Origin of the sequence: Streptomyces sp. NPDC048734, from assembly GCF_043198675.1 — a bacterium.
GTDB lineage: Bacteria > Actinomycetota > Actinomycetes > Streptomycetales > Streptomycetaceae > Streptomyces.
The window spans coordinates 220,828-245,282 of sequence record NZ_JBICUZ010000010.1 but is presented as its reverse complement, the minus strand read 5'-3'; the positions used below and the strand labels follow the sequence as shown (position 1 = coordinate 245,282).

The window sequence follows — 24,455 nt, the reverse complement described above, 5'->3', positions numbered from 1 at the left end:
CTAGCCCCCGGCCGCCCGGTGCGGAAAGCGAAAAACCGTCGTTCGAGCACGCTTGCCTCATGCGGAGCGGCCTTCCTCCGTGCCGCGGGCGGCGTGTGCGGTGGCCCGAGGGGGAGTCCGTCACCGCGTCTCGCGTAGGCGCAGGAGGTAGGCCGCGGTCAGCGCGACGGCGTTGTCCCCGTCCCGCGCCAGCTCCACGAGCGCACGTGACGCCGTGGCCCCCGGGATGTCCGCCAGCGCCTGGGTCAGCCGTACGCGCGCGTCGGCGGAGGCGTGGGAGAGGCGGTCGACGAATCCGGTGGCGATCCGCTCCGTCGTCGCGGTGCCGCTCGCCGCCAGCACGCCCAGCGCGTCGGCCGCGTCGGTGTCGTTCCTTCCCCGCACGATCATGTCGATGAGCGTCGGGACCGCATCGGTCACGCCACGTGTCCCGAGGGCCAGAGCGGCGTGGCCGCGGACCACGGCATCGGGGTGCGCGAGGGCGTCCCGCAGCCGGGCGGCAGCCTCACCGCCGGTCATCTCGGAGAGGCACCGGACGGCGCGTTCCCGTACCGCGGCCACCGGTGATCCGAGGCCGTCCGCCAGCAGCGCGGTGGCGCCGTCGCCGTCGCCCGACCGTGCCAGCGCCCAGCGGAGGGCTCCGGCGACGTTCGGTTCGGTCTCGCTCAGAACCGCCTCGACCAGGGCCTCCACCGGCACCTGGACCTCGTCGACCGAGGAAAGGGCCGCGCGTTGACGTGTGTTGGCGCTCTGCGACCCCAGCGCCTGCAGAACGGCGACGACTTGGAGGACGTCCTCCCAGCCGGCGGGTTCCGCGGCATCGATCCGGCGGAGCCGCGTGAGCAACTCGGTCTCGGCCGCGATGCGTTCACGCGTCCGGCGGATGAGGTCGTCGACGAGCGCCGAGGGCGTGAAACCGGGGTCGTCGAGCGCGCGCCCGACCTCCCGCAGCGGCAGCCCCAGCGAACGCAGGCTCTCGATGTGGAAGATCCGCCGGATGTCCTCGCCGGAGTACTCCCGATAGCCCGAACCCGTACGGCCCGACGGTCGGATCAGGCCGAGCGACTCGTAATGCCTGAGCATGCGGGCACTGACCCCGGAGCGTCGCGCCACCTCACCGATCAACACCTCCTATCGTCCCTCCGGGCCCGGCCCGCCGAGGGCCACGACACGCTTCGCCTCCTCGACCGCGTACGCGAATCCGGCGTCCGGGTCGCGCAGCAGCCGTTCGGTGGCGAGCGCGTGCGCACGCACCGGCAGATCAGCGGCCGTCATCGCGCCACGCAGCGCCGGCAGAACGACGTCACCCAGCTCCACCAGCGCCCGGCTCAGGCTCAGTTGCGTCTCCCGGTCACCGCGCCCGAGCTGCGTCGCCAGCGACGCGGCCAACCCGGACTCCGCACCTCGCGGCACGAGTACGACCGCTGCCCGCCAGGCGCTCCGCGCCACCTCGTCGTCGGCGTCGGACAGGAGCGCACCGGTGATCGCCGGCCACGCCTGCCGGTCCCCGATCTTGGAGAGCGTGTGCAGTGCCTGGCTCCGTGCCTGCGCACGCTCCGAGCGGACTTCGCGGAGCAGCACGGGAAGCGTCATGGACACCGGGTGGCGGGTGAGCGCCCAGGTCAGCATGTCGCGGACGAAGAACTCGGGCTCGACCGCGCATCGTTCCATCAGCTTGCCGACGAAGCGCGGATCCGGCGCCGTACCGACCGCCAGAGCCGCCCGCAGCCGCACGGACGAACGGCCGTCCTCCAGGCCCCGGAGCGCTCGCATCACATCCGTGTCCTGTCTCGCCGTGGTCATCAGAACCACCTCCTGGCAAGCAGTGAAGGCCTTGTCACCGTGTCAAGGTCAAGGTCAAGGGCAGGGGCAGGGGCAGGGGCAGGATCGGAGGGGCGGCTGGTCGGCCGGTATGTGCGGGGGCCGGGTCGTGGCGCGACCCGGCCCTCCGGCCGAGGCGTTCACCTCAGTGGGGCCCACAGTCCCCGTGCTCCTTGATCCGGTGGTGGTCCTGATGAAGAGGTGCCGGAAGCCCGGGCCGGACGGCTGCCGCGGTCAGGAGTCGAGGCCGGGAGTCAAGGTCCGCACGGGCCGTCGCGGCTCCCGCGAGGCTGCCCGCGAACCGGGCGCAAAGCGCGGTGTGTTGGCGGAACCCTTGTGTAGCCTGCGGGAGCGTCGACCGGCCTCACGGCCGACTTACCAGGGGAGGGCCATGCACGACAGAACACATTTCGGGCGAAGGAGGCGAAGAAGCGGCTGGGCGGCGGCGTGCGGGGCGGTGGCCCTCGTGTTGTCGACGGCGACGGGAGCCCACGCCGAGGGGCGCGGTGACGTTCGCGTGGTGTCGGCCGTCGTCAACGGCGGGGCCGACGTCACGGTGGGCACGGCGCAGAAGGTGACTTTCCCGATCGCCATCACCGTCAGGGACAACTCGGGGGTGAAGGGGCTCACCCGCGTCAGCACGTTCAACCGCTCCAACCTCTACGGTTTCTTCAGCTGGACGGGGACGACGTGCAAGAAGAAGTCCTCGACGACGTCGGTGTGCACGGCGACCATGTCGGTGGATCCGGCGTGGATCGCGGCCAGTGACGACATCGACTCCAACAGGGTCGCCGGGCTCTGGACGGTGAACGCCACCGTCAAGGCGAACGACGGGGACTACCGCATCTCCGACTCCCTCGCCGCGTACAAGGTGAAGCGGGACTCGAAGCTGACGACGGACGCGGCCCCCGAGCCGGTCGCCAAGGGCGCGAAGCTCACGGTCACCGGCAAGCTGTCGCGGGCGAACTGGGAGAACCGGAAGTACCAGGGGTTCGCCGGACAGGACGTGAAACTCCAGTACCGCAAGGCCGGCGCCGCCCACTACAGCACGGTCAGGACCGTGCGGACGGGCAGCTCCGGACAGCTCAGCACCAAGGTGACCGTCACCTCTGCGGGCAGCTGGCGCTGGTACTTCCCCGGCACGACCACGACCGCCCGGATCGTGTCGGTCGGCGACGCGGTGGCGCTCAAGTAGTCACCGCGTGTCGAACCCCCGGTCCGTCCCACGGGGCTCGAGTCCGCGCGGGACGGACCGGGGTTCCGGCGATCCGGCCGAGACCGGGGCCTCCTGCGTCTTCCCCGGTCGCACCCGGGTCGCGTTCTTCCTGCTTGATCTTCAAGTGCGCGACCTGATCTTCAAGTACGCGTCCAGGCGTGCCAGCAGGGGCACCGCGGCCGCGAGCGTCTCCCGCTCGCCGGGGCCGAGTGCTTCGGTGATCGCCGTGCCGAGCCAGTCCGCGCGCCTTCGGCGCTCCTCGGCCAGACGGTCGCTTCCCGCCGGTGTGAGGTGGAGCAGAAGCTTGCGCCCGTCACTGGGGTGGGCCTCGGCGCGCACGAGGCCCCGGCCGAGGAGTTCCTTGACCGCCTTGGCGGCCGACTGGTGGCTGACGCCCCGCTGTTGCGCGACGTCGGCGGTGGTCAGCGGGCCGCTGCGGTCCAGGTGGCCGAGGACGGCGGCCTCACCGGGGGGCATCGTGTCGGCGGTGCGCACCGTGCGTACGAGCTGTCCGATGGCCAGGCGAAGTTCTTCGGCCAGCTGATCGTCGTCCATGGCGCCAGCCTACTCATCCTGGTCAACCGAGCTGTACACCCTGGGTGTACGGCTCGGCGGCGGTGGGGTGGTCGGCCGGGTGGCGGGTTGCATGGGTGGTGGGGTTGCTGGACCGGGGGCGCGGACCCGGCCCCGACGACATTATCTACAGCCAATGTGTACAGTTAAGGTACATGAATAGCTGTCGAGAGGACTCGCGGTGAAGCTCACCAAGCACGCTCATGCCTGTGTCACCCTCGAGAAGGACGGCACTCGTCTGGTCATCGATCCCGGCACGTTCACCCCGGACGCGGCGCAGGCCGTCGCCCGGGCGCACGCCGTCCTGATCACCCATGACCACTTCGACCACTTCGACTCCGCACTCGTCGCCGCCGCCCTCGAAGCCCAGCCCGACCTGCACGTCTACGGCACCGCTGCCGTCGTGACCGCCCTCGGCGGCCGGAGCGACCGCGTCCACGCCGTCGCCGCGGGCGACACCGTCACCGTCGGTTCCCTCACCGCCACCGTTCACGGCCACCGGCACGCGCCGATCCACGCCGACATCCCCTGCCCCGACAACGTCGGCTACCTCCTCGACGACGGCGCCCTCTACCACCCCGGTGACGCCTACTTCGCGCCCGGCGTTCCCGTACGCACCCTCCTGCTGCCGACCAGCGGTCCCTGGACCAAGCTCGGCGAGGCCGCCGACTACGTCCGCGCGGTCGCCCCCGAGCGCGTCGTCCAGATCCACGAACTCATGCTCAGCGACCTCGGCCGGCAGTCCACCGCGGCCCTCCTGGGGGAGCAGGGTCTGACCGGTGTCCGGATCGACCGTCCGGAGCCCGGCACCACCGTCCGGCTGTGAACCCGTGCGCACTCGACCGCCGGCAGTTCACGACCCCGCGAAGAGGCGACGGCCGCGTCGCGGCCCGTGTCGGCGGCACGGGGAACCGCGCCGCCGGTCCGGGTGTGCGGGCCGGCGGCGACCCGCCGGCCGCCGCGCTGTCTCACCCGCCCGGCTCCGGGCGGCCGGCGCCTGAGTGCCCCTGAGCCGGCGTGCCTGTCGGTGCCTGCGGGGAGCGGACGTCGGCCAGGGTGGTGGCGAGGGACTGCCAGACGTGGGCTGCCAGGTCCAGGTTCTTCGACTCCGTCGCCTGCCGGCCGAGCCGTTGCAGGACCGCTATGCCCTCGTCGACACGGCCCGCCAGGATCATCAGCCGGCCGTCGAGGACCGACAGCCGTACCCGGTCGCGGTAGGACAGACGCAGGTCCTCCTCGGACAACAGGGCGTGACTGAGAACGCGGGCGTCGTCCAACCGGCCCTTGTGGAAGGCGAGGTGGGCCTGAAGTGCTCGCAGTTCCTGTACCTGCAGGGGAGTGCCGATCAGACCGAGGACACCCGCGGCCTCGCCCAGCCAGCGGTCGGCGGCGGCCACCCGGGGCGGTGACATCTGCAGCGCGGCGGCGGTGGCGGCGGCCCGCAGGCGGGTCCACAGGATCAGGTCGTCCTTGCAGTGGAGCAGGTCCAGGGCCGTTTCCAGCCTGGTCTGGGCGGCCGCGTGGTCGCCCTGGCGGTTGCTGACCATGGCGGCCGTCCACAGTGCCTCGGCCGCCAGGGCCGGCGCGGCCTCGGGCAGCAGGTCCCGCTCCAGCTCGTCGACGTGCCGTCCGGCCGCTTCGAGCCTGCCGAGTTCCGTCTCGATGCTGATCAGCACCATCACGGCGGACATGGTGTCGGCCACCGACAGCCCCTCGGCGCGGGCGATGGACAGCGCCTCCACGGCCGCCGGTTCCGCTGCCCGCACGTCACCCAGGGCACGGGTGCAGCGGGCGTACTGGACGAGTGACCGCGCCCGGAGGTCCGCGGCCTCCAACAGCTCGCTCAACTTGATGAGTTCCAGCAGCTGCACGCGCTCCCGCTCGCAGTCGCCGTCACGGCCGGCGGCGCGGCTCAGCAGCCACAGGGCCTGCCAGCGGGCGGCGGGATCGTCGCCGGCGTCCTCCTCGACCGCGCGGCTCAGGGCCGCGGTGTCGTCCATGCCGGGCGGCGCCGACGTCACGGCGGCCAGCACCGCGGTCAGGGACCTGCCGTCCGAAGGCCCGGTCAGCGCGGACGCGTCGACGCCGAGACGCTGGGCGAGATAGGCCACGGCGCGTTCGGTGGGGCGCCGTTCACCCGACTCCAGACGTGACAGGTAGCCCGTCGACAGGCCCTCGCCGACCAAGTTGGCCTGGCTCATACCCCGTTCGAGCCGGAGTCTCCTCAGCCGACGGCCGAAATACGGCTGTTCGAGCATCTCTCCCCTCTGGTCCGTTGGTGCGGTCGGCAGGACTTTCGTCCCGGACCGCCCGCTCGCGCGGATGGAGTTGTCAACACTCTAGGAAGCGCCAGGAAGGTGGGCAAGTCGTTTTGTGCATGTCAATCTCGCTGCTCAGGGCGGGCGCCGGCCCTCCGGCGCCCGGCCCTGCGGCCGGTGGTCACGCGTACCGAAAACACGCCATGTGCAAGGGAGTTGACAGGTTGTCCGGTTCGCTTGGCAAACCTTGTCAAGGCGGTTGCCGCCCCCTTAGTCTCCAACCTGCCGTCCTGATGCGATTCCCCTACTCGTCTCGTGGAGGTAATTCGTGCTGCGTCACGCCCGACCGGGCTCGTCGCGAAGGCCGATCGTCCGGCTGGTCGTGGCCGCCGGTCCCGCGGGGACCGTGACCGACCCGGCGTACCAGGCGTTCGACCCCCTGGGTCCCGGCGCCGCCGGCCCGGCCCCGCCCTCTGCGCCGGACGGCCTTCCCGCAGGGCCGAGTGGCGAGATCGAATGGCCCTGACAACGTTATCCAGGTGTCGGCCCTCCCGGTGCCGGCACCTCTGCTCCTGATCCGCCCCGGGAGCCCGGCGCCCGCCGCCGGACGGTCCGGGGCAACGCGGAACACCCGGCTCCCGGCCGCCGACGAGGTGGCGCGCCGTCACGGGACGCCCGCCGACACCCAGGCAGCGGCGCACCCGGTCAGTTCCGCGACAACAACCCTTCCCAGCCCCCACGCGCAGGAAGAAGGACGGTACGTCCGTGGCGACCACGAGTTTCCCCGACGCTTCGCCCCGCAACGAGAACCGAGCCACCCGAACGGCTCCACGCACCCACCGCGGCATCACCGGGAGCGGTACACCGCGTGATGACGCGTCATCGGACATCTGCACGGCCCACGCGTCCCCCGGTGACCTGGCCGTCAGGGCGGCGGATTCCGAATTCGCCCGCCAATTCGGTCTGAGCGTTCGCGAGATACGCGGGGCGGGCCTTCTCGACCTTCTCCGCACGCCCGTTCCCGCGCGGCTGCGAGAACAGTTCGCCGCGCTTTCCTCGGGGCGGCGCAGGCGATTCACGGAAAGGGTCACCGGCCGGGACGAAACCGGCCGCTCCTTTTCCGCGGAGATCACCGTGACCGCCGTCAACAGGCCTTCAGGTGAAGTCGCCACTCTCCTCGTCCTTCTGCGCCGCCCAGAGGACACGCAGCGGCCGGAGAAGGACCATGAGCCGGCGCCCCCCGGCGGACCCGTGCTCAGCGCCCTCGACGCACAGGTCCTGGAGGGAGTGGCCAGTGGTGAGTCCACGGTGCAGTTGGCCTCCCGTCTCTATCTGAGCCGTCAGGGAATCGAGTACCGCGTCGGGCAGATGCTGCGCAGGTTCGACGCGCCCAACCGCCCGGCCCTGGTGGCGCGTGCGCACGCGCTCGGGATGTTCGCCGTCGGCCAATGGCCGCCGCGCGTCCTGCCCGAACGCGTGAAGTAGGCGGGAGCGGCGGTTCGCCGACTCCTGCCGGGCTCCCCGGGCGGCGGCCGTGACGGTGTCCACCGCCACGGCCGCCGTCGCAGGGGCACCGCCACGGTCGCCGTCGTACGGGCGGCCACCGCCGGCCGTCGTACGGGTACAGCCCTCGCCGTGCCGGACGCCGCCCCCGGCGGCCGTGGGCGTCCGCCTCATGCCGCCGAGGGCTGCCACGCCTCCTGGAAACGGCGGCGGGCACGGAAGAGGCGGGAGCGGACGGTGCCCACGGGCAGGGAGAGGACCTCGGCCATCTCCTCCTCGTTCAGGCCGTAGGCACGCAGGGTGAGGACCTGCCGGTGCGCCCGGGACAGGCGTTCCAGCACGTCGCTGATGTGCACGGCGTCCAGCGGGTTCGTCTCCTGCCGCGACTCCAGGTGCGAGCAGGTCCGTTCCTCGCCGCTGCGCTTGGCGACGCGGACCGCCTCGCGGATCGTCACCGAGCGCACCCAGCCGTAGAACGCCGCCGGCTCACGCAGGGTGCCCAGGCCGCGGTAGACGGCGAGCAGCGCCTCCTGCGCGGCGTCGGCGCCGTCGTCGTGGGTGATGGAACGGCAGATGCGTACGACGTAGGGCGTGATGGCGGTCAGCAGGCCGTTCATGGCGTGCTCGTCGCCCGACTGGGCGCGGGGGAGCAGTGTCAGGGGGGAGGGGAGTTCGCTCACGGTGGTCATGTCGGGGTGGGGCTCCTTACGGCGCCGGGTCGGCGGGTGAGTGAGCGGAAGGGGCGGTGCTCAGCCCGTGGCCACGCGGGCGGACTCGGTCTCCGCCGCACCCGCCGGGCCGAGCAGGCCGAGGAGGCCGCCCCGTACGTCGTCGCGGAACGCCCGCATGAAGGACGGGCTGAAGCAGGCGGTGTGGTGCGGGAACTCGATGGCGAGCCGGCCCTCGAAGGAGACCACGCACGCCATGACGGGACTGCGTCCCGCCTGCGGGAAGTACTGTTCGCGGGCCGGCACCAGCCGGACGTCGACGGCCTCCAGTCCACTCGGCAGCCGTGGGCCCGGGACCACGCCCATGTTGGTGACGATCACCGTGGCGAGTTGCAGCAGGGGGTTCCGGGGGATCTCCGGCGTGATGCGCATCTCGTGGAAGTGGTCACCGCGCGAGATGAAGTCACCCAGCCGGGCGTGGACGGTACGTGCCAGGTCCAGGGGGTCCGAGGTCCCGGACACCTCGAGGGTCTGGAGGTGGGTGGTGACCGCGGGCACCATGTCGGACGCGGGCAGCGGCGGGGAGAGCCGGGAGCGCAGGTCGACGGGGGAGAGGCAGCCGAGCGTGCGGGCGCCGTCGCCGTCCAGACGCCGCCTGGCCGTGGTCAGCAGTGCCGCGGCGATCAGCGCGTGCACCGAGACGCCGCCCGCGCGTGCCGCGTGGCGCAGGCGCGTGGTGAGTTCCGCGTCCAGGGTCAGCCGGCGGACCTCGATGTGCCCTTCCCCGCCCCCGCCCGCGCCCCCACCTCCGCCTTCGCCGACCGCCCGGCCGGTCGTGGACGGCCGCCGCACGTCGTACGGCACCAGTTCGACCGGGTGCCGCCTCGCCTCCTCGACACGGCCGTCGAGGTACTCGGCCGTGTCGGCGTCGTCGGCCGCGGGCAGCAGCCGGCTGACGGGCTGCGGCCACCGGGGCGTGTCGGACCCGGAGGCCTCGACGCCGTGCTCGCCTTCGACCAGCTCCCGGTAGCGGTCCCACAGCGCGTTGTGCAGCGCGATGCCGCTGTGGCCGTCCGTGACGGTGTGGTCGACCACCAGGACGAACAGGTGGCTCCCGCCGTCCGGCGCGCTGACCAGGACGGCGCGGCTCAGCGGCCCCCCGACGGGCAGGGGGTCGTTCAGCTCCGCCGCGTAGGCCTCGTCCTCGGCGCCGGTACGGGTGACCAGGCGGGGCCGCTCGTCCTCGTCGAGCAGGCGCAGCGAGTGGCCCGTGCCCTCCTCGACGATGCGGGAGCGGAGCGTCGGATTCGCCCGCGTCATCGCGTCGAACGCGGCCGACAGGGCCTCGACGTCGACGGGTCCGCGCAGGGAGCAGGACAGTACGGCCCTGCTTCTCTGGCCCACGTAGAGCGACTCGACCGGACACAGCGCACGGTGCATGCCGTCAGCCTTCTTTCCGTCGTTCATTTCGTGTGTCCACATCGTTCGTTTCATGTGTCCACGGCTCATCTGTCCACGGCCCGGGAACGGCCTGTCACCGCCGGCTGTCCGCGGGAACGGGAGTCCCCCGAGAGTGCACCGGGAAGCGCGGCGGAATCCACACGGGAACGCGGTGCGCGGCGAAGTCGCGTGTTTTCCCTAAAAGTTGACTCGGCCGGCGGACTCCCTCGCATCGCGGTCATTAGGGAAACACCTGAATCGAGGCCCGGGGGAGCGGTCTCGGCTTGACCCGGTCGGGCCCGGTGTCCCACCGTGAGGTCCAGTGGAACCGGGGTCGGGCGACACCCGACACCCATTTCCCCGCCCCTGGTGTGCGACCTCCCTTTTCCGCCCCGTGAGCCCGCCCGGCGCGTACCCGCACGCGAGGGCGGCACGGAGCGGTGGCCGCACCCGTCCTATCCGGCCGGGCCTTCGCCCGTCCGGGACATTACGGCTCGTCACGTGAGGGTTGTGCCATGTCACTGCAGGAGGACGACCGCCGACCGCTGTCCGGGGCCCAGGAGGGCCTCTGGTACGCCGGGCGGCTCGCGCCGGACAGCGCCGCGTACAACACCGCGGAAGCGGTGGAGATCCACGGGCACCTGGACACCGGCCTGTTCGAGGCCGCGCTGCGGCGCACCGTCGGCGAGGCCGACACCTTCGCCCTGCGCTTCGTGGACACCGACGACGGCCCTCGCTGCCACCCCGCCCCGGACGCGGCCGACTGGAGCCTGCACCGGGTCGACGTCAGCGGCGCCGAGGACCCCGAGGACGCCGCCTGGGCCTGCATCCGCACCGACCTGGCCACCCCCGTGGACACGGAGAAGGGCCCGCTGTTCTCGCACACCCTGCTGACCCTGGCCCCCGACCGCTTCATCTGGCTGCTGAGGGCCCATCACATCCTGCTCGACGGCTACAGCTACAAGCTCCTCGGACGCCGCCTGGCCCAGACGTACAACGCCCTGGCCGAAGGGCGCGAGCCCGACCCCTGCGGGTTCGAGCCGGTGAGCCGGCTCCGGGCGGAGGAGGAGGCCTACCGGGGCTCCGAGCGGTACGTCCGCGACCGCACCCACTGGGCGCGGCGCCTGGCCGGGCTGCCGGAGCCCGCCCGGCTCACCTCCCGGACGGCCGCCCCCACCGCCCCCTTCCTGCGCCGCACCGCCGAGCTGGAGCCCGCAGAGGCCGCCGCCCTCGACACGGCGGCGGCCCGCCTCGGCGTCTCGCGCACCGACCTGCTGACCGCCGCCACCGCCGCGTACCTGCACCGGATGACCGGCGCGGAGGACCTGGTACTCGGTCTGGCGACGATGAGCCGGCTCGGCAGCGCCGCCCTGCGCACCCCCGGCACCGCCTCCGACGTCCTTCCGCTGCGGGTGGCGGCCGCCCCCGGCACGCCCGTCGCGGCGCTGGTGCGCGCGGTCGCGGACGAACTGAAGGCCCTGCGCCGGCACCAGCAGTACCGCGGCGAGTTCCTGCGCCGCGACCTGGGCCTGCTGGGCACCGGACGCCGGCTGTACGGGCCGGTCCTGAACATCGTCCCCTTCGACGAGTCCCCGGTCTTCGGCGGCCGGCCCACCACCTGGCACCACCTGTCCGGCGGCGCCGTCGACGACCTCCAGATCTCCGTACGGCCCGGGGCACGCACCGGCGCCGTGTGGCTCGCCTTCGACGCCAACCCCGCCCTGTACGAGGAGGACGAACTCGCCCTGCACCGCGACCGGTTCCTCACGGTGCTGCGCCGACTGGCCGAGGCCGGGCCGGCCACGCCGCTGCGGGACCTGGACGTCCTGCTGCCGGGCGAGCACCCTCGCGACACCCCCGTACGCGCCTACCCCGTCGAGCGGACCCTGACGGAACTGTTCGAGGAGCAGGCGGCACGCGTGCCCGGGCGGACCGCCGTCACCTGCGGGGACGAACACCTCACGTACGCCGGGCTGAACGCCGAGGCCAACCGGCTGGCCCGGCTGCTGACCGAACGCGGCGCGGGCCCCGGCCGGGTGGTGGCACTCGCCCTGGAGCGCGGCCCCCGGCTGCTGCCGGCGCTGCTGGCCGTCCTCAAGACGGGCGCGGCCCACCTCCCCCTGGACCCAGGCCATCCGGCCGAGCGGCTGCGACTGGTCGTCGAGGACACCGCCCCCGTCGCCCTCGTCACCGAGCACGCCCACGCCGACCTGGCCCAGGACACGGTTCCCGCCGTCCTCCTGGACGACCCGGAGACCGCCGCCGACCTCGCCCGCCGGTCCGCCGCCGACCTCACCGACGCCGACCGGCACGGGCGCACGAGCCCGTCCGACATCGCCTACGTCATCCACACCTCCGGCTCCACCGGCCGCCCCAAGGGCGTGCCCGTGCCGCACGCGAACGTCGTGCGGCTGTTCGCCGCCGCGGCCGAGCACTTCGACTTCGGCGCGGACGACGTGTGGACGCTGTTCCACTCCTACGCCTTCGACTTCTCGGTCTGGGAGATGTGGGGCGCCCTGCTGCACGGTGGCCGGCTCGTCGTCGTCCCGTACGCCGTCAGCCGCTCGCCGAAGGACTTCCTGGAGCTGCTGCACCGGGAGGGCGTGACCGTCCTCAACCAGACGCCGTCCGCGTTCGAGCAGCTGATCGACGCCGACCGCGAACGCGACGGCGACGCCGGGGCGTTGCGGTACGTCGTCTTCGGCGGCGAGGCCCTGCGCCCGGCGGCCCTGCGCCCCTGGGCCGACCGGCACGGCCTGGACCGCCCGGAGCTGGTGAACATGTACGGCATCACCGAGACCACCGTGCACGTCACCCACCACCGCCTCACCCGGGCCGATCTGGACGACCCGCGCCGCGGCAACGTCGTCGGCACCCCGCTCGCCGACCTGCGCGTCCACCTGCTGGACCCCGAGGGCCGCCCGGTGCCGCCCGGTGCGACCGGCGAGATGTACGTCTCCGGCGCCGGCGTGGCCGCCGGGTACCTGAACCGGCCCGAGCTGACCGCAGAACGCTTCCTCGACGACCCCCACGGCCCGCCCGGTACCCGCATGTACCGCTCGGGCGACCTGGCGCGGCGCCGCCCCGACGGCACCCTCGACTACCTCGGCCGGGCCGACGCGCAGGTGCAGTTGAGGGGCTTCCGCGTCGAGCCGGGCGAGATCGAGGCGGTCCTCGCCGCCCACCCGCGCGTCGCCCGGGCCGCCGTCGTGGTCCGCCGCGCCGACAACGGCGCCCGGCAGCTCGTCGCCTACACGGTGGCGGCGGACGACGCACCGGCGAGCCCCGCCGAACTGCGCGCCCACGCCGCCGCCCGCCTGCCCGAGTACATGGTCCCGGCCGCCTGCGTCCCCCTGGACACCCTGCCGCTCACCGCCAACGGCAAGCTCGACGTCCAGGCCCTGCCCGCCCCGGACTTCACCACCGAGGCGTCCGGCACCCGCCCCGGGACGCCCCGGCAGGCCCTCGTCTGCTCGCTGTTCGAGGACGTCCTGAAACTGCCCCGGGACACCGTGGGCGTCGACGCGAACTTCTTCGACCTCGGCGGCGACTCCCTGCTCGCCACCCGCCTGCTGGCCCGCCTGCGGCACGGGACGGGCGCCGAGATCCCCATCACGGCCCTGTTCGAGACGCCGACCCCGGCCGCCCTCGCCCACCGGCTGGCCGCACGGCCCGCCGCCGCCCTGCCGCGGCCCGCCCTCGGCGACGCCGTACGCCCGGAGCGCGTACCGCTGTCCTTCGCCCAGGAACGCATGTGGTTCCTCAACCGGCTCGACGACGGAGCGGCCACCTACAACATCCCGCTCCTCGTCCCCCTGGACGCCGACCTCGACGCCGAGGCGCTCCAGGCGGCCCTCGGCGACCTGGCCGACCGCCACGAGAGCCTGCGCACGGTGGTCGCCGAGCACGACGGAGCGCCGTACCAGCGGATCGTGCCGCCCGGCGGGCTGCGGCCGCCGCTGCACCGCGTCGACTGCCCCGCCGCCGAGACCGCCGCCCACGTCACCGCCGCGCTGCGGCACCGCTTCGACCTGACCGCGCAGAGCCCGCTGGCCGCCTGGCTGCTGGGCACCGGCACCGACCGGACCCTGCTGCTCGTGCTGCACCACAGCGCGGCCGACGGCTGGTCGCTGCGGCCCTTCGCCGACGACCTCGGCACCGCGTACGCCGCCCGCCGCGCCGGCCGGGAGCCGCAGTGGGCCCCGCTGCCGGTGCAGTACGCCGACTACGCGCTGTGGCAGCGCGCCCTGCTGGCGCCCGAACCGGACGGGACGGGCCGGCTGGAGCGGCTCACCGCCCACTGGCGCACCGCGCTGGACGCGGCGCCCGAGGAGTGCACCCTCCCCGCCGACCGCCCGCGTCCCGCCGCGCCGCGCGGCGGCGGCGCGCACGTCGAGACCGTCGTGGACGCCGCCGTCCACCGCGGCCTGCTGAGCCTGGCCGACCGCGAGAACACCAGCCTGTTCATGGTGCTGCACGCCGCCGTCGGCGCCCTGCTCACGCGCTGCGGCGCCGGCGAGGACATCGTCCTGGGAACCCCGGTCGCCGGCCGCACCGAACCCGCCCTCGACCACCTCGTCGGCCTGATCACCAACACCCTGGTCCTGCGGGCCGACACCTCCGGCGACCCCGCCTTCCGCGACCTCCTCGCCCGCCTGCGCACGGCCGACCTGGCCGCCCTCGACCACCAGGACCTGCCCTTCGACCGGCTCGTCGACGAACTCAACCCGCCCCGCAGGAGCGGGCGGCACCCCCTCTTCCAGGTGATGCTGGCCCTGCAGAACAACGAACCCGCCGTACTCGAACTGGACGGCCGACGGACCGAGTTGCGACCGACCGCCACCGGCACCGCGAAGTTCGACCTCTTCGTGGACGTCCTGGAACGCCGCACTGCCGACGGGAGTGCCGACGGCCTCGCGCTGCACGTCGAGTACGCCACGGAGCTGTACGACGCCGGTACGGCCGAGGCGTTCGCCCACGCCCTGCGCGACGTCCTGCGCACGGTGTGCGCCGACCCCGGGGTCCGCCTCGGGCGACTGCCGGCGATCCCCGACCGCACCCCCGCCCCGGCCACGGCCGACACCGCGCGGCTGGAGGAGGCGGCACGGGCCGTGCCCGGCATCCGCGACGCCCGCGCCCTCACCGGCGCGGACGGTGAGCCGCCGTGCCTGTACGTGGTGCCCGGACGGGCGGACGCCGCAGAACGCGTCGAGGACGCCCTGGACCGCGCGGGCCACGGCACGGTCCGCGTCACGGCGGTCAACGCGCTGCCCCGCGACGCCGACGGCGCCGTCGACACCGGGGCGCTGCGTGCCCTGCCCGTCGTCGACCGCACCGCGGCCGAGGCCTGGCGGGAACGACTGGCGCGCCTCCCCGGCGTCACCGCCGTCGAGGTCGCGGCGGAGAACACCCCCGCGGAACTCGGGCGCCGCCACGCCGGCCTGCCCGACCGCACGGCAGGCACCGCCCCGGCCGCGAGCACCGAAAGCACCGTCACGACACCCTTCGTCCCTGCGCTCAGCGAGGGCCCCGCGCTGTCCGAGCCGTCCGTGTCCGGCTGGGCGCAGGCCCTGCGCCGCGCCGCCGAGCTGGACCGGGGCGACATCGTCCACGTCCACCCCGACGGCAGCGAACACCGGCGCAGCTACGCCTCCCTGATCCCGGAAGCCTCACGGGTACTGGCCGGCCTGCGCCGGGCGGGCCTGCGCCCCGGTGACCGGGTCGTCCTCCAGTGCGACGTGAGCGAGGACTTCCTCGCCGTGCTGTGGGGCTGCGTCCTCGGCGGCTTCGTCGCCGTCCCGCTGACCGTCCCCGCCTCCTACGACACCCCCTCGGCGGCGCTCACGAAGCTGGAGGGCATCTGGCGGATGCTGGGCCGGCCCTGGATCGTGTGCTCCGCCGGCCGCGAGGCCGGGCTGCGCGACGTGGCCGCCCGACAGGAGTGGCCCGGGGTGCGGCTGACCACCGCCGACGCCCTGCGCGAGGCACCGGAGGACCACGACTGGCACCCCGCCCGGCCCGACGACCTCATCCTGATGCTGATGACGTCCGGCAGCACCGGCCTGCCCAAGGCGGTGCGCCTCACCCACTGCAACGTGCTGACCCGCTCCGCGGCCACCGAGCAGACGAACGGGCTGGACGCCACCGACGTCTCGCTGAACTGGATCCCGCTGGACCACGTCACCGGCGTGGTGATGTTCCACCTGCGGGACGTCTACCTCGGCTGCCGCCAGATCCACGCCCCCACCTCCTGGATCCTCCAGGACCCGCTGCGCTGGATGGACCTGGCCGACCGGCACCGGGTCACCGTCACCTGGGCGCCCAACTTCGCCTTCGGACTCCTCGCGGAGGAGTCCCACCGCTTCGCGGACCGCACCTGGGACCTGTCGCCGATGCGGCTGGTGATGAACGCCGGCGAGGTCGTCGTGGCCGCCGCCGCCCGCCGGTTCCTGCACACGCTGAAGCCCTTCGGCCTGCCGCAGGACGTGATGCACCCCGGCTGGGGCATGTCCGAGACCTGCTCGGTGGTCACCGACGCCGTCCTGCCCGGAGAACCCGCCGGGAACGAGGGCGCGTTCGTCAGCTGCGGCCGTCCCTACCCCGGCTTCGCCATGCGGATCGTCGACGAACGGGGCAAGGTCCTCGGCGAGGGCGAGGCGGGCCGCTTCCAGGTCCGCGGCACCTCGGTGACCGGCGGCTACCACGACAACCCGGCGGCCAACGCGGAGGCGTTCACCGGGGACGGCTGGTTCGACACCGGCGACCTGGCGTTCCTGCGCGAGGGCGAGCTGTACATCACCGGCCGCGCCAAGGACGTCATCATCGTCAACGGCGTCAACCACTACAGCCACGAGATCGAGGCCTGCGTCGAGGAACTGCCGCACGTGGAACGCAGTTTCACCGCCGCGGTCGCGGTGCGCTCCGATCCCTCCTCGCCCACCGACGAACTGGCCCTCTTCTTCCACCTCGCCTCCGACGCCTCCGGGGCCTCCGACGCCTCCGACACCGACACGGCGACGGCCCTGCGGGAGATCGCCGGCAAGGTCACCCGGGAGATCGGCGTCAGCCCGGCCTTCCTCGTCCCGGTCGAGCCGCACGACATCCCCAAGACCGAGATCGGCAAGATCCAGCGCACCAGGCTGCGCAAGAGCTTCGAGGCGGGCGCCTTCGACGACGCGGTCCGCAGGGCACAGCTGCTGCTGGGCACCGCCGCCACCGTGCCCGACTGGTTCCTGCGGCCGGTCTGGCAGCGGGCGGAACGCCCCGCCGCACACACGACCCCCGCCGGCCGGCACACCCTCGTGCTGACCGGCGCCGACCCCGGGGTCCAGCGACTCGCCGACCGGCTCGCCGACGCGCTGCGGTCCGGCGGCGGCCTGTGCACGGTGGTCGGCGACGGACCGGCGTACGCCCGGATCGACGCGGCCCGCCACCGCGTCCGGCCCACCGAGGAAGCCGACTACACCGAGCTGCTGCGGCAGTTGGAGCGCGACCGACGCCCGGTCGACGCCGTCCTGCACCTCGACGGCCTGCGCGGCGCCGTCCTGCACCTCGACGGCCCACGTGGCGACGGCCCACGCGGCGACGGAGCGTCGGAGCAGGCGCCGTACGACACGACCGGTACGGAGCGGCTGCTCGCGCTCGCCCGCGCCCTCGCCGCCCGGCCCGGCCGGGCGCGCCCCGTCGACCTGGTCCACGTCTCGACGGGCGCCCAGGCCGTGCGTCCCGAGGACCGCCCCTGCCCGACGCACGCCATGGCGGGCGCCCTGCTCAGGTCGCTGGGCGAGGAGTTCGGCTGGCTGCGCGGAGCCCACCTCGACCTCGCGCCGGACGAAGGCGCGGACCCGCTTCCCGTCCTGCTGGCCGAGTCGACGGTCGCCGCGGACGGCGCGGAGGTGGCGTACCGCGACGGCCGTCGTCACGTACGCCGCCTCGCACCCCTGCCCGACACGCCGTCCCGCGACCGGGCGGCCGCGCGCGACGGCTTCACCCTGATCACCGGAGGGCTCGGTGGCGTCGGCGGCGAGGTCGCGGCCCACCTGCTGCGCACGCCCGGTACGCGGCTGCTGATCGTGGGCCGCACCCCGCAGTCCGAGCTGGACCTCCGGGAAGCAGAACCGGCCCGCGGGGAGGTCCTGCGCCGGCTGCGCGAACTGGGCGAGGTCCGCTACGCCTGCGCCGACGTCACCGACGAGCGCCAGGTGCGGGCCGCGGTGGACGCGGCCGCCGACGCCTGGGGCGTGCCGCTCGCATCGGTCCTGCACCTGGCCGGGACCCTGGTCGAACGTCCCGCGGGCGACCTGGACGCGACCACCTGGCGCCGGGCCCTGGCGGCGAAGGCGCGCGGTGCGTGGGTCCTGCACCGCCTCACCGCCGACCACCCGGTCGTCTCCTTCACCACGTTCTCCTCCGTCAACGGCCACTTCGGCGGTGCCATGAACGCCGCCTACGCCGCCGCCAACGCCTACCTGGACGCCCTCGCCCAGTACCGCCGAAGCCTCGGCCTGCCCGCGCAGTCCCTGGCCTGGAGCATGTGGCGCGAGCACGGCATGAGCCGCGGCTACCGGCTCACCGCGCTCACCGAGGCCCGCGGCTACCGGCTGCTCGACGTCCCCGCCGCGCTGCGCTCGTTCGACCTCGCCCGCACCCTGGACGAGCCGCATCTGCTGATCGGCGCCGACCGTACCGCTCCCTGGGTCCGCAGCCACGTAATGGCCCCGGTCCGTCAGGTGCGGCGCCTGGCCGCGCGCGTCGGCCTGGACGACGGCACCGACCTGGGCGCCCTGTACCGCGCGGCGGCCGACGGCGCCCGCGCGGCCGGCCTGGGCGACGACTGGACGCTGCGCTCCGCGGGCACCACCGAGCACCGCGACCGGACGGACCCGGGAGAGGGACTGCGGCGGCTGGAGAGCCGGCTCGCCGAGGTGTGGTGCGGCGTACTGGGCCGTGACCGGGTCGGGCGGGACGAGAACTTCTTCGACCTGGGCGGAAACTCCCTGCTCCTCGTCACCGCCCAGAGCGCCGTGAACAGCGCCTTCGACGCCGACCTCTCCGTCGTCGACCTGTTCGCGCACCCCACCGTGCGGGACCTGGCCCGCCACCTGTCGACGCGCACCGGCACCGGGACGCCCGCGGAGCCGTCGTCACCGTCCGGGTCCGGCTCCGGGGCCGGCTCTGACTCCGGCTCCGGGTCCGGCTCGGGCTCGGGCTCCGGGGCCGGCTCGGGCTCCGGGGCCGGCTCCGGGTCCGCAGGGCAGCGGGCCGTCGCCCCCGCGGCACCACGGTCCTCCGGGACCACCCCCAGCGGCCTGGACCGCGCCAAGGAACAAGCACAGCGCCAGCGTGCGGCCCGCGCGCGCCGTACCGCACGGCAAGGGAAGGACCGAGGCCATGCCTGAGATGACCGAACCGTACGAGCAGCAGGTCCCCGCCGTCGCCGTCATCGGCATGGCCGGCCGCTTCCCCGGCGCCGCCGACCTCGACACCTTCTGGGACAACCTCGCGGCGGGCCGGGAGTCGGTACGGCCCGTCCCCGACGAGGAGTTCCTCGCCGCGGGCGGCGACCCGCGCGACCTCGACGACCCCTCACTGGTGCGCATGGCCTCCGTCGTCGAGGACATGGACCGCTTCGACTCCGGCTTCTTCGGCTACAGCCCCGCCGAGGCCGCCGTGGTCGACCCCCAGCAACGGCTGCTGCTGGAGACGGCCTACCACGCCCTGGAGGACGCCGGCTGCCTCGGCGGCGACCGCACGGGCGACGCGTTCGGCGTGTACGCGGGCAGCGGCGACAGCCGCTACTACCCCGCCCACGTGTACCCGCGCCACGCCGGGCAGCCCGGCTCGGTGGCGCTCGTGCACGCGGCCACCGCCAACTCCCTCGGCACCCTCGCCACCCGCGTCTCCTACGAGCTGGGTCTCACCGGCCCGAGCGTGTCGCTCCAGACGGCCTGCTCCACCGCGCTGGTCGCCGTGCACACCGCCTGCCAGGACCTGCTCGACCACCGATGCGACACCGCGCTGGCCGCCGCCGTCTCCCTCAACCCCTCGGCCGCGCTGGGCTACCGGCACGTGCCCGACGGCCCCTTCTCGCCCGACGGCCACTGCCGCGCCTTCGCCGCGGACGCCGCCGGCACCACCTCCGGCGACGGTGTGGGAGCCGTCGTGCTCAAGCGCCTGGAGGACGCCCTCGCCGACGGCGACCGCATCCGCGCCGTCATCCGCGGCAGCGCCGTCAACAACGACGGCCGCCGCAAGGTCGGCTTCAGCGCGCCCAGCGCCGCCGGGCAGACCGAGGTCGTCCTCGCGGCGCAGGCCCAGGCGGAGGTCGACGCCGGCACCATCGGCCTGATCGAGGCGCACGGCACCGCCACCAGGCTCGGCGACCCGATCGAGGTGGCCGCGCTGACCGAGGCGTTCCGGCAGAGCACGCGGCGGACCGGGTTCTGCGCACTGGGCTCGGTGAAGACCAACATCGGCCACCTGGGCGCCGCCGCCGGCATCGCCGGGCTCATCAAGGCGGTCCTGGCCCTGGAACACCGGCAGATCCCGCCGAGCCTGCACTTCGACCGGCCCAACCCGCTCATCGACTTCGCCTCCGGCCCCTTCCGCGTGCCCACCGCGCTGGAGGACTGGCCCGGGGGCGACCAGCCCCGCCGGGCCGCCGTCAGCGCCTTCGGGATCGGCGGCACCAACGCCCACGTCATCCTGGAGGAGGCCCCGCCCACCGCCCCGGCAGCACCAGGCGGCGTCCGCCCGCCCGCGGACGGACGCCGCCTGGTGCTGCCGCTGTCCGCGCGGACCGCCGGTGCCCTGCGCGGCCAGGCCGAAGCCCTCGCCCGGCACCTGGAGCGGCGGCCCGAACTGCGCCTGGACGACGTCGCGCACTCCCTGCGCGCCGACCGGCCCGCACTGCGCCACCGCCTCACCGTCACGGCGGCCACCCGCGAGGAGGCCCTCGACGCCCTGCGCACCGCCGCACCGGGCACCCCGCCGCCGTCCGACGAGCCCGCCCGCGTGGCGTTCCTGCTGCCGGGCGGCGGCACCCAGTACCCCGGCATGGGAGCGGAGCTGTACCGCGACCACGGCGTCTACCGCGACACCGTCGACGAGTGCGCCCGCATCCTGCGGCCCGCACTCGGCGCCGACCTGCGCACCACGCTGTTCGAGGAGCGGCAGCCCGACGACACCGCCGTGTTCCTCGGCCTCGTGGTCACCGAGTACGCCCTGGCCCGCACCCTCATGGAACAGGGCGTGCGTCCGGACGCGCTCATCGGCCACTCGCTCGGCGAGTACACGGCGGCCTGCCTGTCCGGGGTCGTCGACCTGGAGGACATGCTGCCCCTGGTCACCGAGCGCATCCGGCTCATCGCCTCCGCGGGCGGCGCCACCGTCGGCGTGGCCGCCCCGGCCGAGGACATCCGGCCCCTGCTCGACGACGAGCTGTCCCTGGCCGCGGCCAACGGCCCCGGCGCCTGCACCGTCGCCGGACACCTCGGCCCCGTCGCCCGCTTCGAGGCCGAACTCACCCGCCGGGGCATCCCGTTCCGCCGCCTGCGCATCCCCGTCGCCGCCCACTCCCACGTCCTGGACCCGGTCCTGCCGGCCTTCGAGACCCACCTGCGCCAGGTCACGCTGCGCCCGCCGCGGATCCCGTACGTCACCAACGTCACCGGCACCTGGATCACCGACGCGCAGGCCACCTCCGTCCGGCACTGGCTCGACCACACCAGGAACACCGTGCGGTTCGCCGACGGCATCACCGCCCTGTGGGACCGCCTGCACCCCGTCCTGGTGGAGATCGGGCCGGGAGACACCCTGACCAAGCTGGCCTGCGGGCGGCTCGCCGACGAGGCGCCCGTGACGGTGACCACCATGCGGCACGCCAAGGCCGAGGCCTCCGACGGGTTCGTCCTCGCGGAGGCCCTGGGCCGGCTCTGGAGCGCGGGCGTGGACACCGCCCTCCCGCCGGCGCCGGACACCGCCCGACGGGTCCCGCTGCCCCCGTACGCCTTCGAACGCCACCGCCACTGGATCGACGCCCCCGGTGCCCGCACGCACCCCGACGCGCCCGGCACCCCGGCCGCGGCGGAAGCGGACCCGGCGCTCGCCCCACGGCCCCGGCTGACCACCGAGCACGTGCCGCCGCGCTCCGACCGCGAACAGGCGGTGACCCGGCTGTGGGAGGAGGCCCTCGGCATCGGCGGCATCGGCGTGCACGACAACTTCTTCGACCTCGGCGGCGACTCGATGCGCGCCGTGCTGCTGGCGGGCCGGCTCCGCCAGGCCGGCGTCCTCGACGTACCGGCGGCGAAGCTGCTGGCCGCACCCACGGTGGCCGGGATCCTCGCCGCGTCCGACGAACCGGACCGGGGCACAGGGGGGACCACCTCCATCGCGCTGGGCCCGCTGCTGCCGCTGCGCGCGGAGGGCACCGCCACCCCCCTGTTCTGCCTCCACCCCGGCGCGGGAGTGTCCTGGCGCTACACGGGCCTGCTGCCCCACCTCGGCGGTGACCAGCCCGTGTACGGCATCCAGGCGGTCGGCCTCGACGGCACCCGGCCGCCCGCACCGGACGCCGCCGCCATGGTCGGCACCTACCTGGACCTGGTACGGCAGGTGCAGCCGCAGGGCCCCTACCGGCTGCTGGGCTGGTCCTACGGCGGTTTCGTCGCCCACGCCATGGCCTGCGCGCTCCAGGAGAGCGGCGAGCGGGTCGAACTCCTCGCCATGCTCGACGCACCGCAGCCGCACGGCACGACGTACGACCCCGGGGCGGCGGAACGGCAGGTGGCGGCGCTGCTGTCGCGGGTGACCGGACTGCCCGCCGGACCGGGGACCGCGCCACCGGACGTCGACACCGTCCTGGACCGCATCGACGCGGGCCTGGCGGCCGACCCGTCCAGTTCGCCCGTCACGCGGGCCGAGGCGGCCGCCATCGCCGCCGTCATGCGCAACAACCTGCGCCTCGCACCGCAGTTCGCGCCCGGTGTCTTCCGCGGCGACGTGCTGTTCTTCAGCGCGGCCCGCCAGGAGCCCACCGACTTCCCGGCGGACCTGGCGGTGCTGCCCGGCAAGGCCGACAGCTGGCGACCGCACGTCGACGGCACCCTCCACGACCACCAGGTGCCGTGCGGCCACTACGAGATGACCGAGCCGGAGCCGATCGCCCGCATCGGCGAGGCGGTCGGCAAGGCCCTGCGCGGACTCCGGGCGTGAGCCGCAGGACGGCGTCCACCCCCGTTCCCGACCCCCACCGAGTACGCCCCGACCGTTCAGGAGATTCCGCGTGACCGCGACCAAGGACCTCTACGAGCTCGGCGACGCGCCCGAGATCGGCACCGCCCCCGAGAAGATGTACGCCTCGCTCATCCGCCGCGAGCGCTACGGTCGGCCCGCCGACGCCTTCCGCACCGAGGTGGTCGACGTCCCGCCCGTCGGCCGCGGCCAGGTCCTGGTAAAGGTGATGGCGGCCGGCATCAACTACAACAACGTGTGGGCGGCGCTGGGCTCGCCGCTCGACGTGATCGCCGCACGGCAGAAGGCGGGTGCCACCGAGGACTTCCACATCGGCGGCTCCGACCTGTCCGGGATCGTGTGGGCGGTCGGCGAGGACGTGCGCGGGGTGAGGCTCGGCGACGAGGTCGTCGTCCTCGCCAGCCGGTGGGACGAGAAGGCCGAGGACATCCGCCTGGGCGGCGATCCCGCCTACTCCACCAGCCAGCGGGTGTGGGGGTACGAGGAGAACTACGGCTCCTTCGCCCAGTTCGCGGTCGTCGACGACTACATGTGCCACCCCAAGCCGGCCCGGCTGTCCTGGGCGGAAGCGGCCTGCTACATGGCGACCGCCGCCACCGCCTACCGCCAGCTCTTCGGCTGGGAACCGCACACGGTGCGCCCGGGCGACCCGGTGCTGATCTGGGGCGGCGCCGGCGGACTGGGCTGCATCGCCATCCAGCTGGTCCGGCACGTCGGCGGCATCCCGGTCGCGGTCGTCTCCAGTGAGGAACGCGGCGAGTTCTGCCTCAAGCTGGGCGCCAAGGGGTGGATAGACCGGCGGGAGTTCGACCACTGGGGCCGACTGCCCGATACCTCCGACGAGGCCGCGACGGCCCGCTGGCTGACCGGCGCCCGCGCCTTCGGCCGGCGCTTCTGGGAGGTGCTCGGCGAGCGCCGCAGCCCGCGCATCGTGCTGGAGCACTCGGGCGCCGACACCATTCCCACGTCCATGTACCTGTGCGACAACGGCGGCATGGTCGTCATCTGCGGCGGCACCACCGGTTACAACGGTGACGTGGACCTGCGCTTCCTGTGGATGCGGCAGAAGCGGCTCCAGGGCTCGCACGTCGCCGGCGTCCGCGAGGCACGGGAGATCACCCGGCTGATCGACCGGGGCGTCGTCGACCCCTGCCTGTCCCGGACCTTCGACTTCGACGAGATCGGCCTGGCCCACCAGCTCATCCACGACAACCGCCACCCGGCGGGGAACATGGCGGTGCTGGTGAACGCCCGGGTGTGACGGGTCCGGCGGCCGCGGCCGCCGAGGGGTGCGTCCCGCGGGGCATCCGGGATGATTCGCCCCCCGCCCGCGGGGTACCCGCCGCCAGGTACGACGCACGCGCTATCGCGGGAGGTACCCCATGGGCAAGCTGGGCGACATGGCGAAGAAGGCCAAGGAAATGGCCAAGGGACACCCGGACCAGGCCGAAAAGGGAGTGACGAGCGCCGAGCGGATGGCCGACGAGCGGACCGGCAACAAGTACGACGCCCAGACCGACAAGGCCGCCGACGCGGCACGTCGTACCTACCGGGACGGCGGTCCGACCGAGCGCTGACCCTCCTGTTCGGCTGTCGGCCCCCGGCGGGGGGGGCCCGGGGCCCCCCCCCACTGGGCGGTAAGGCAACCCCTGCAGGGTCCGGGGGGCCGGCCCAGGACATACCAAACAAACGCCAACAGCAAAAAAACTAACATCAGCCGCA

13 protein-coding genes and 1 pseudogene are annotated in these 24,455 nt (G+C 74.0%); 8 read left to right on the top strand and 6 right to left on the bottom strand.

Going from position 1 to position 24,455, the window contains the following annotated elements:
• Nucleotides 1-120: 120 nt before the first annotated feature.
• Nucleotides 121-1,128, bottom strand: coding sequence for a HEAT repeat domain-containing protein (locus tag ACGFQC_RS25715; protein ID WP_363092380.1), 1,008 nt, complete (start codon nucleotides 1,126-1,128; stop codon nucleotides 121-123).
• 3 nt (nucleotides 1,129-1,131) lie between these two features.
• Nucleotides 1,132-1,803: a HEAT repeat domain-containing protein gene (locus ACGFQC_RS25710; protein ID WP_363092379.1), complete on the bottom strand. Its 672-nt coding sequence runs from the start codon at nucleotides 1,801-1,803 to the stop codon at nucleotides 1,132-1,134.
• A gap of 409 nt (nucleotides 1,804-2,212) precedes the next feature.
• On the opposite strand from ACGFQC_RS25710, the gene ACGFQC_RS25705 reads away from it, so the two are divergent.
• Entirely contained in the window at nucleotides 2,213-3,016 is an 804-nt protein-coding gene (locus tag ACGFQC_RS25705; RefSeq protein ID WP_363092378.1) for a hypothetical protein, read from the top strand.
• Between the two features lie 141 nt (nucleotides 3,017-3,157).
• Here the strand turns inward: ACGFQC_RS25705 and ACGFQC_RS25700 are convergent, their stop codons facing one another.
• The gene (locus tag ACGFQC_RS25700; RefSeq protein WP_363092377.1) at nucleotides 3,158-3,592 is read right to left on the bottom strand and encodes a helix-turn-helix domain-containing protein; all 435 of its coding nucleotides are present in this window, start codon (nucleotides 3,590-3,592) and stop codon (nucleotides 3,158-3,160) included.
• A 199-nt stretch (nucleotides 3,593-3,791) separates the two neighbouring features.
• On the opposite strand from ACGFQC_RS25700, the gene ACGFQC_RS25695 reads away from it, so the two are divergent.
• Nucleotides 3,792-4,436 (top strand): MBL fold metallo-hydrolase, encoded by a 645-nt coding sequence (locus tag ACGFQC_RS25695; RefSeq protein ID WP_363092376.1) that lies wholly within the window; start codon nucleotides 3,792-3,794, stop codon nucleotides 4,434-4,436.
• Nucleotides 4,437-4,578: 142 nt separating this feature from the next.
• Here the strand turns inward: ACGFQC_RS25695 and ACGFQC_RS25690 are convergent, their stop codons facing one another.
• The gene (locus ACGFQC_RS25690) at nucleotides 4,579-5,868 is read right to left on the bottom strand and encodes a helix-turn-helix transcriptional regulator (RefSeq protein ID WP_363092375.1); all 1,290 of its coding nucleotides are present in this window, start codon (nucleotides 5,866-5,868) and stop codon (nucleotides 4,579-4,581) included.
• Between the two features lie 765 nt (nucleotides 5,869-6,633).
• Between ACGFQC_RS25690 and ACGFQC_RS25685 the strand changes: the two are divergent.
• Nucleotides 6,634-6,999: pseudogene (locus ACGFQC_RS25685) on the top strand (PAS domain-containing protein); the annotation flags it as partial.
• A gap of 3 nt (nucleotides 7,000-7,002) precedes the next feature.
• The gene (locus ACGFQC_RS25680) at nucleotides 7,003-7,353 is read left to right on the top strand and encodes a LuxR C-terminal-related transcriptional regulator (protein ID WP_393288742.1); all 351 of its coding nucleotides are present in this window, start codon (nucleotides 7,003-7,005) and stop codon (nucleotides 7,351-7,353) included.
• A 188-nt stretch (nucleotides 7,354-7,541) separates the two neighbouring features.
• Here ACGFQC_RS25680 and ACGFQC_RS25675 read toward each other — a convergent pair whose 3' ends face one another.
• On the bottom strand, nucleotides 7,542-8,060 hold the full coding sequence (locus tag ACGFQC_RS25675; RefSeq protein WP_363092373.1) for an RNA polymerase sigma factor: 519 nt from the start codon (nucleotides 8,058-8,060) through the stop codon (nucleotides 7,542-7,544).
• Nucleotides 8,061-8,120: 60 nt separating this feature from the next.
• Nucleotides 8,121-9,479: a protein kinase gene (locus ACGFQC_RS25670; RefSeq protein ID WP_363092430.1), complete on the bottom strand. Its 1,359-nt coding sequence runs from the start codon at nucleotides 9,477-9,479 to the stop codon at nucleotides 8,121-8,123.
• A gap of 515 nt (nucleotides 9,480-9,994) precedes the next feature.
• On the opposite strand from ACGFQC_RS25670, the gene ACGFQC_RS25665 reads away from it, so the two are divergent.
• The 4 genes from ACGFQC_RS25665 (at nucleotide 9,995) to ACGFQC_RS25650 (ending at nucleotide 24,310) form a co-directional block, all read left to right on the top strand.
• Complete coding sequence (locus ACGFQC_RS25665; protein ID WP_363092372.1) at nucleotides 9,995-18,877, top strand: amino acid adenylation domain-containing protein; 8,883 nt, start codon at nucleotides 9,995-9,997, stop codon at nucleotides 18,875-18,877.
• The gene (locus tag ACGFQC_RS25660) at nucleotides 18,870-22,694 is read left to right on the top strand and encodes a beta-ketoacyl synthase N-terminal-like domain-containing protein (protein ID WP_363092371.1); all 3,825 of its coding nucleotides are present in this window, start codon (nucleotides 18,870-18,872) and stop codon (nucleotides 22,692-22,694) included. Before ACGFQC_RS25665 ends, ACGFQC_RS25660 begins: the two co-directional genes overlap by 8 nt.
• A gap of 70 nt (nucleotides 22,695-22,764) precedes the next feature.
• Entirely contained in the window at nucleotides 22,765-23,994 is a 1,230-nt protein-coding gene (ccrA, locus tag ACGFQC_RS25655; protein ID WP_363092370.1) for a crotonyl-CoA carboxylase/reductase, read from the top strand.
• A gap of 121 nt (nucleotides 23,995-24,115) precedes the next feature.
• Nucleotides 24,116-24,310 (top strand): antitoxin, encoded by a 195-nt coding sequence (locus ACGFQC_RS25650; RefSeq protein WP_363092369.1) that lies wholly within the window; start codon nucleotides 24,116-24,118, stop codon nucleotides 24,308-24,310.
• Nucleotides 24,311-24,455 lie beyond the last annotated feature (145 nt).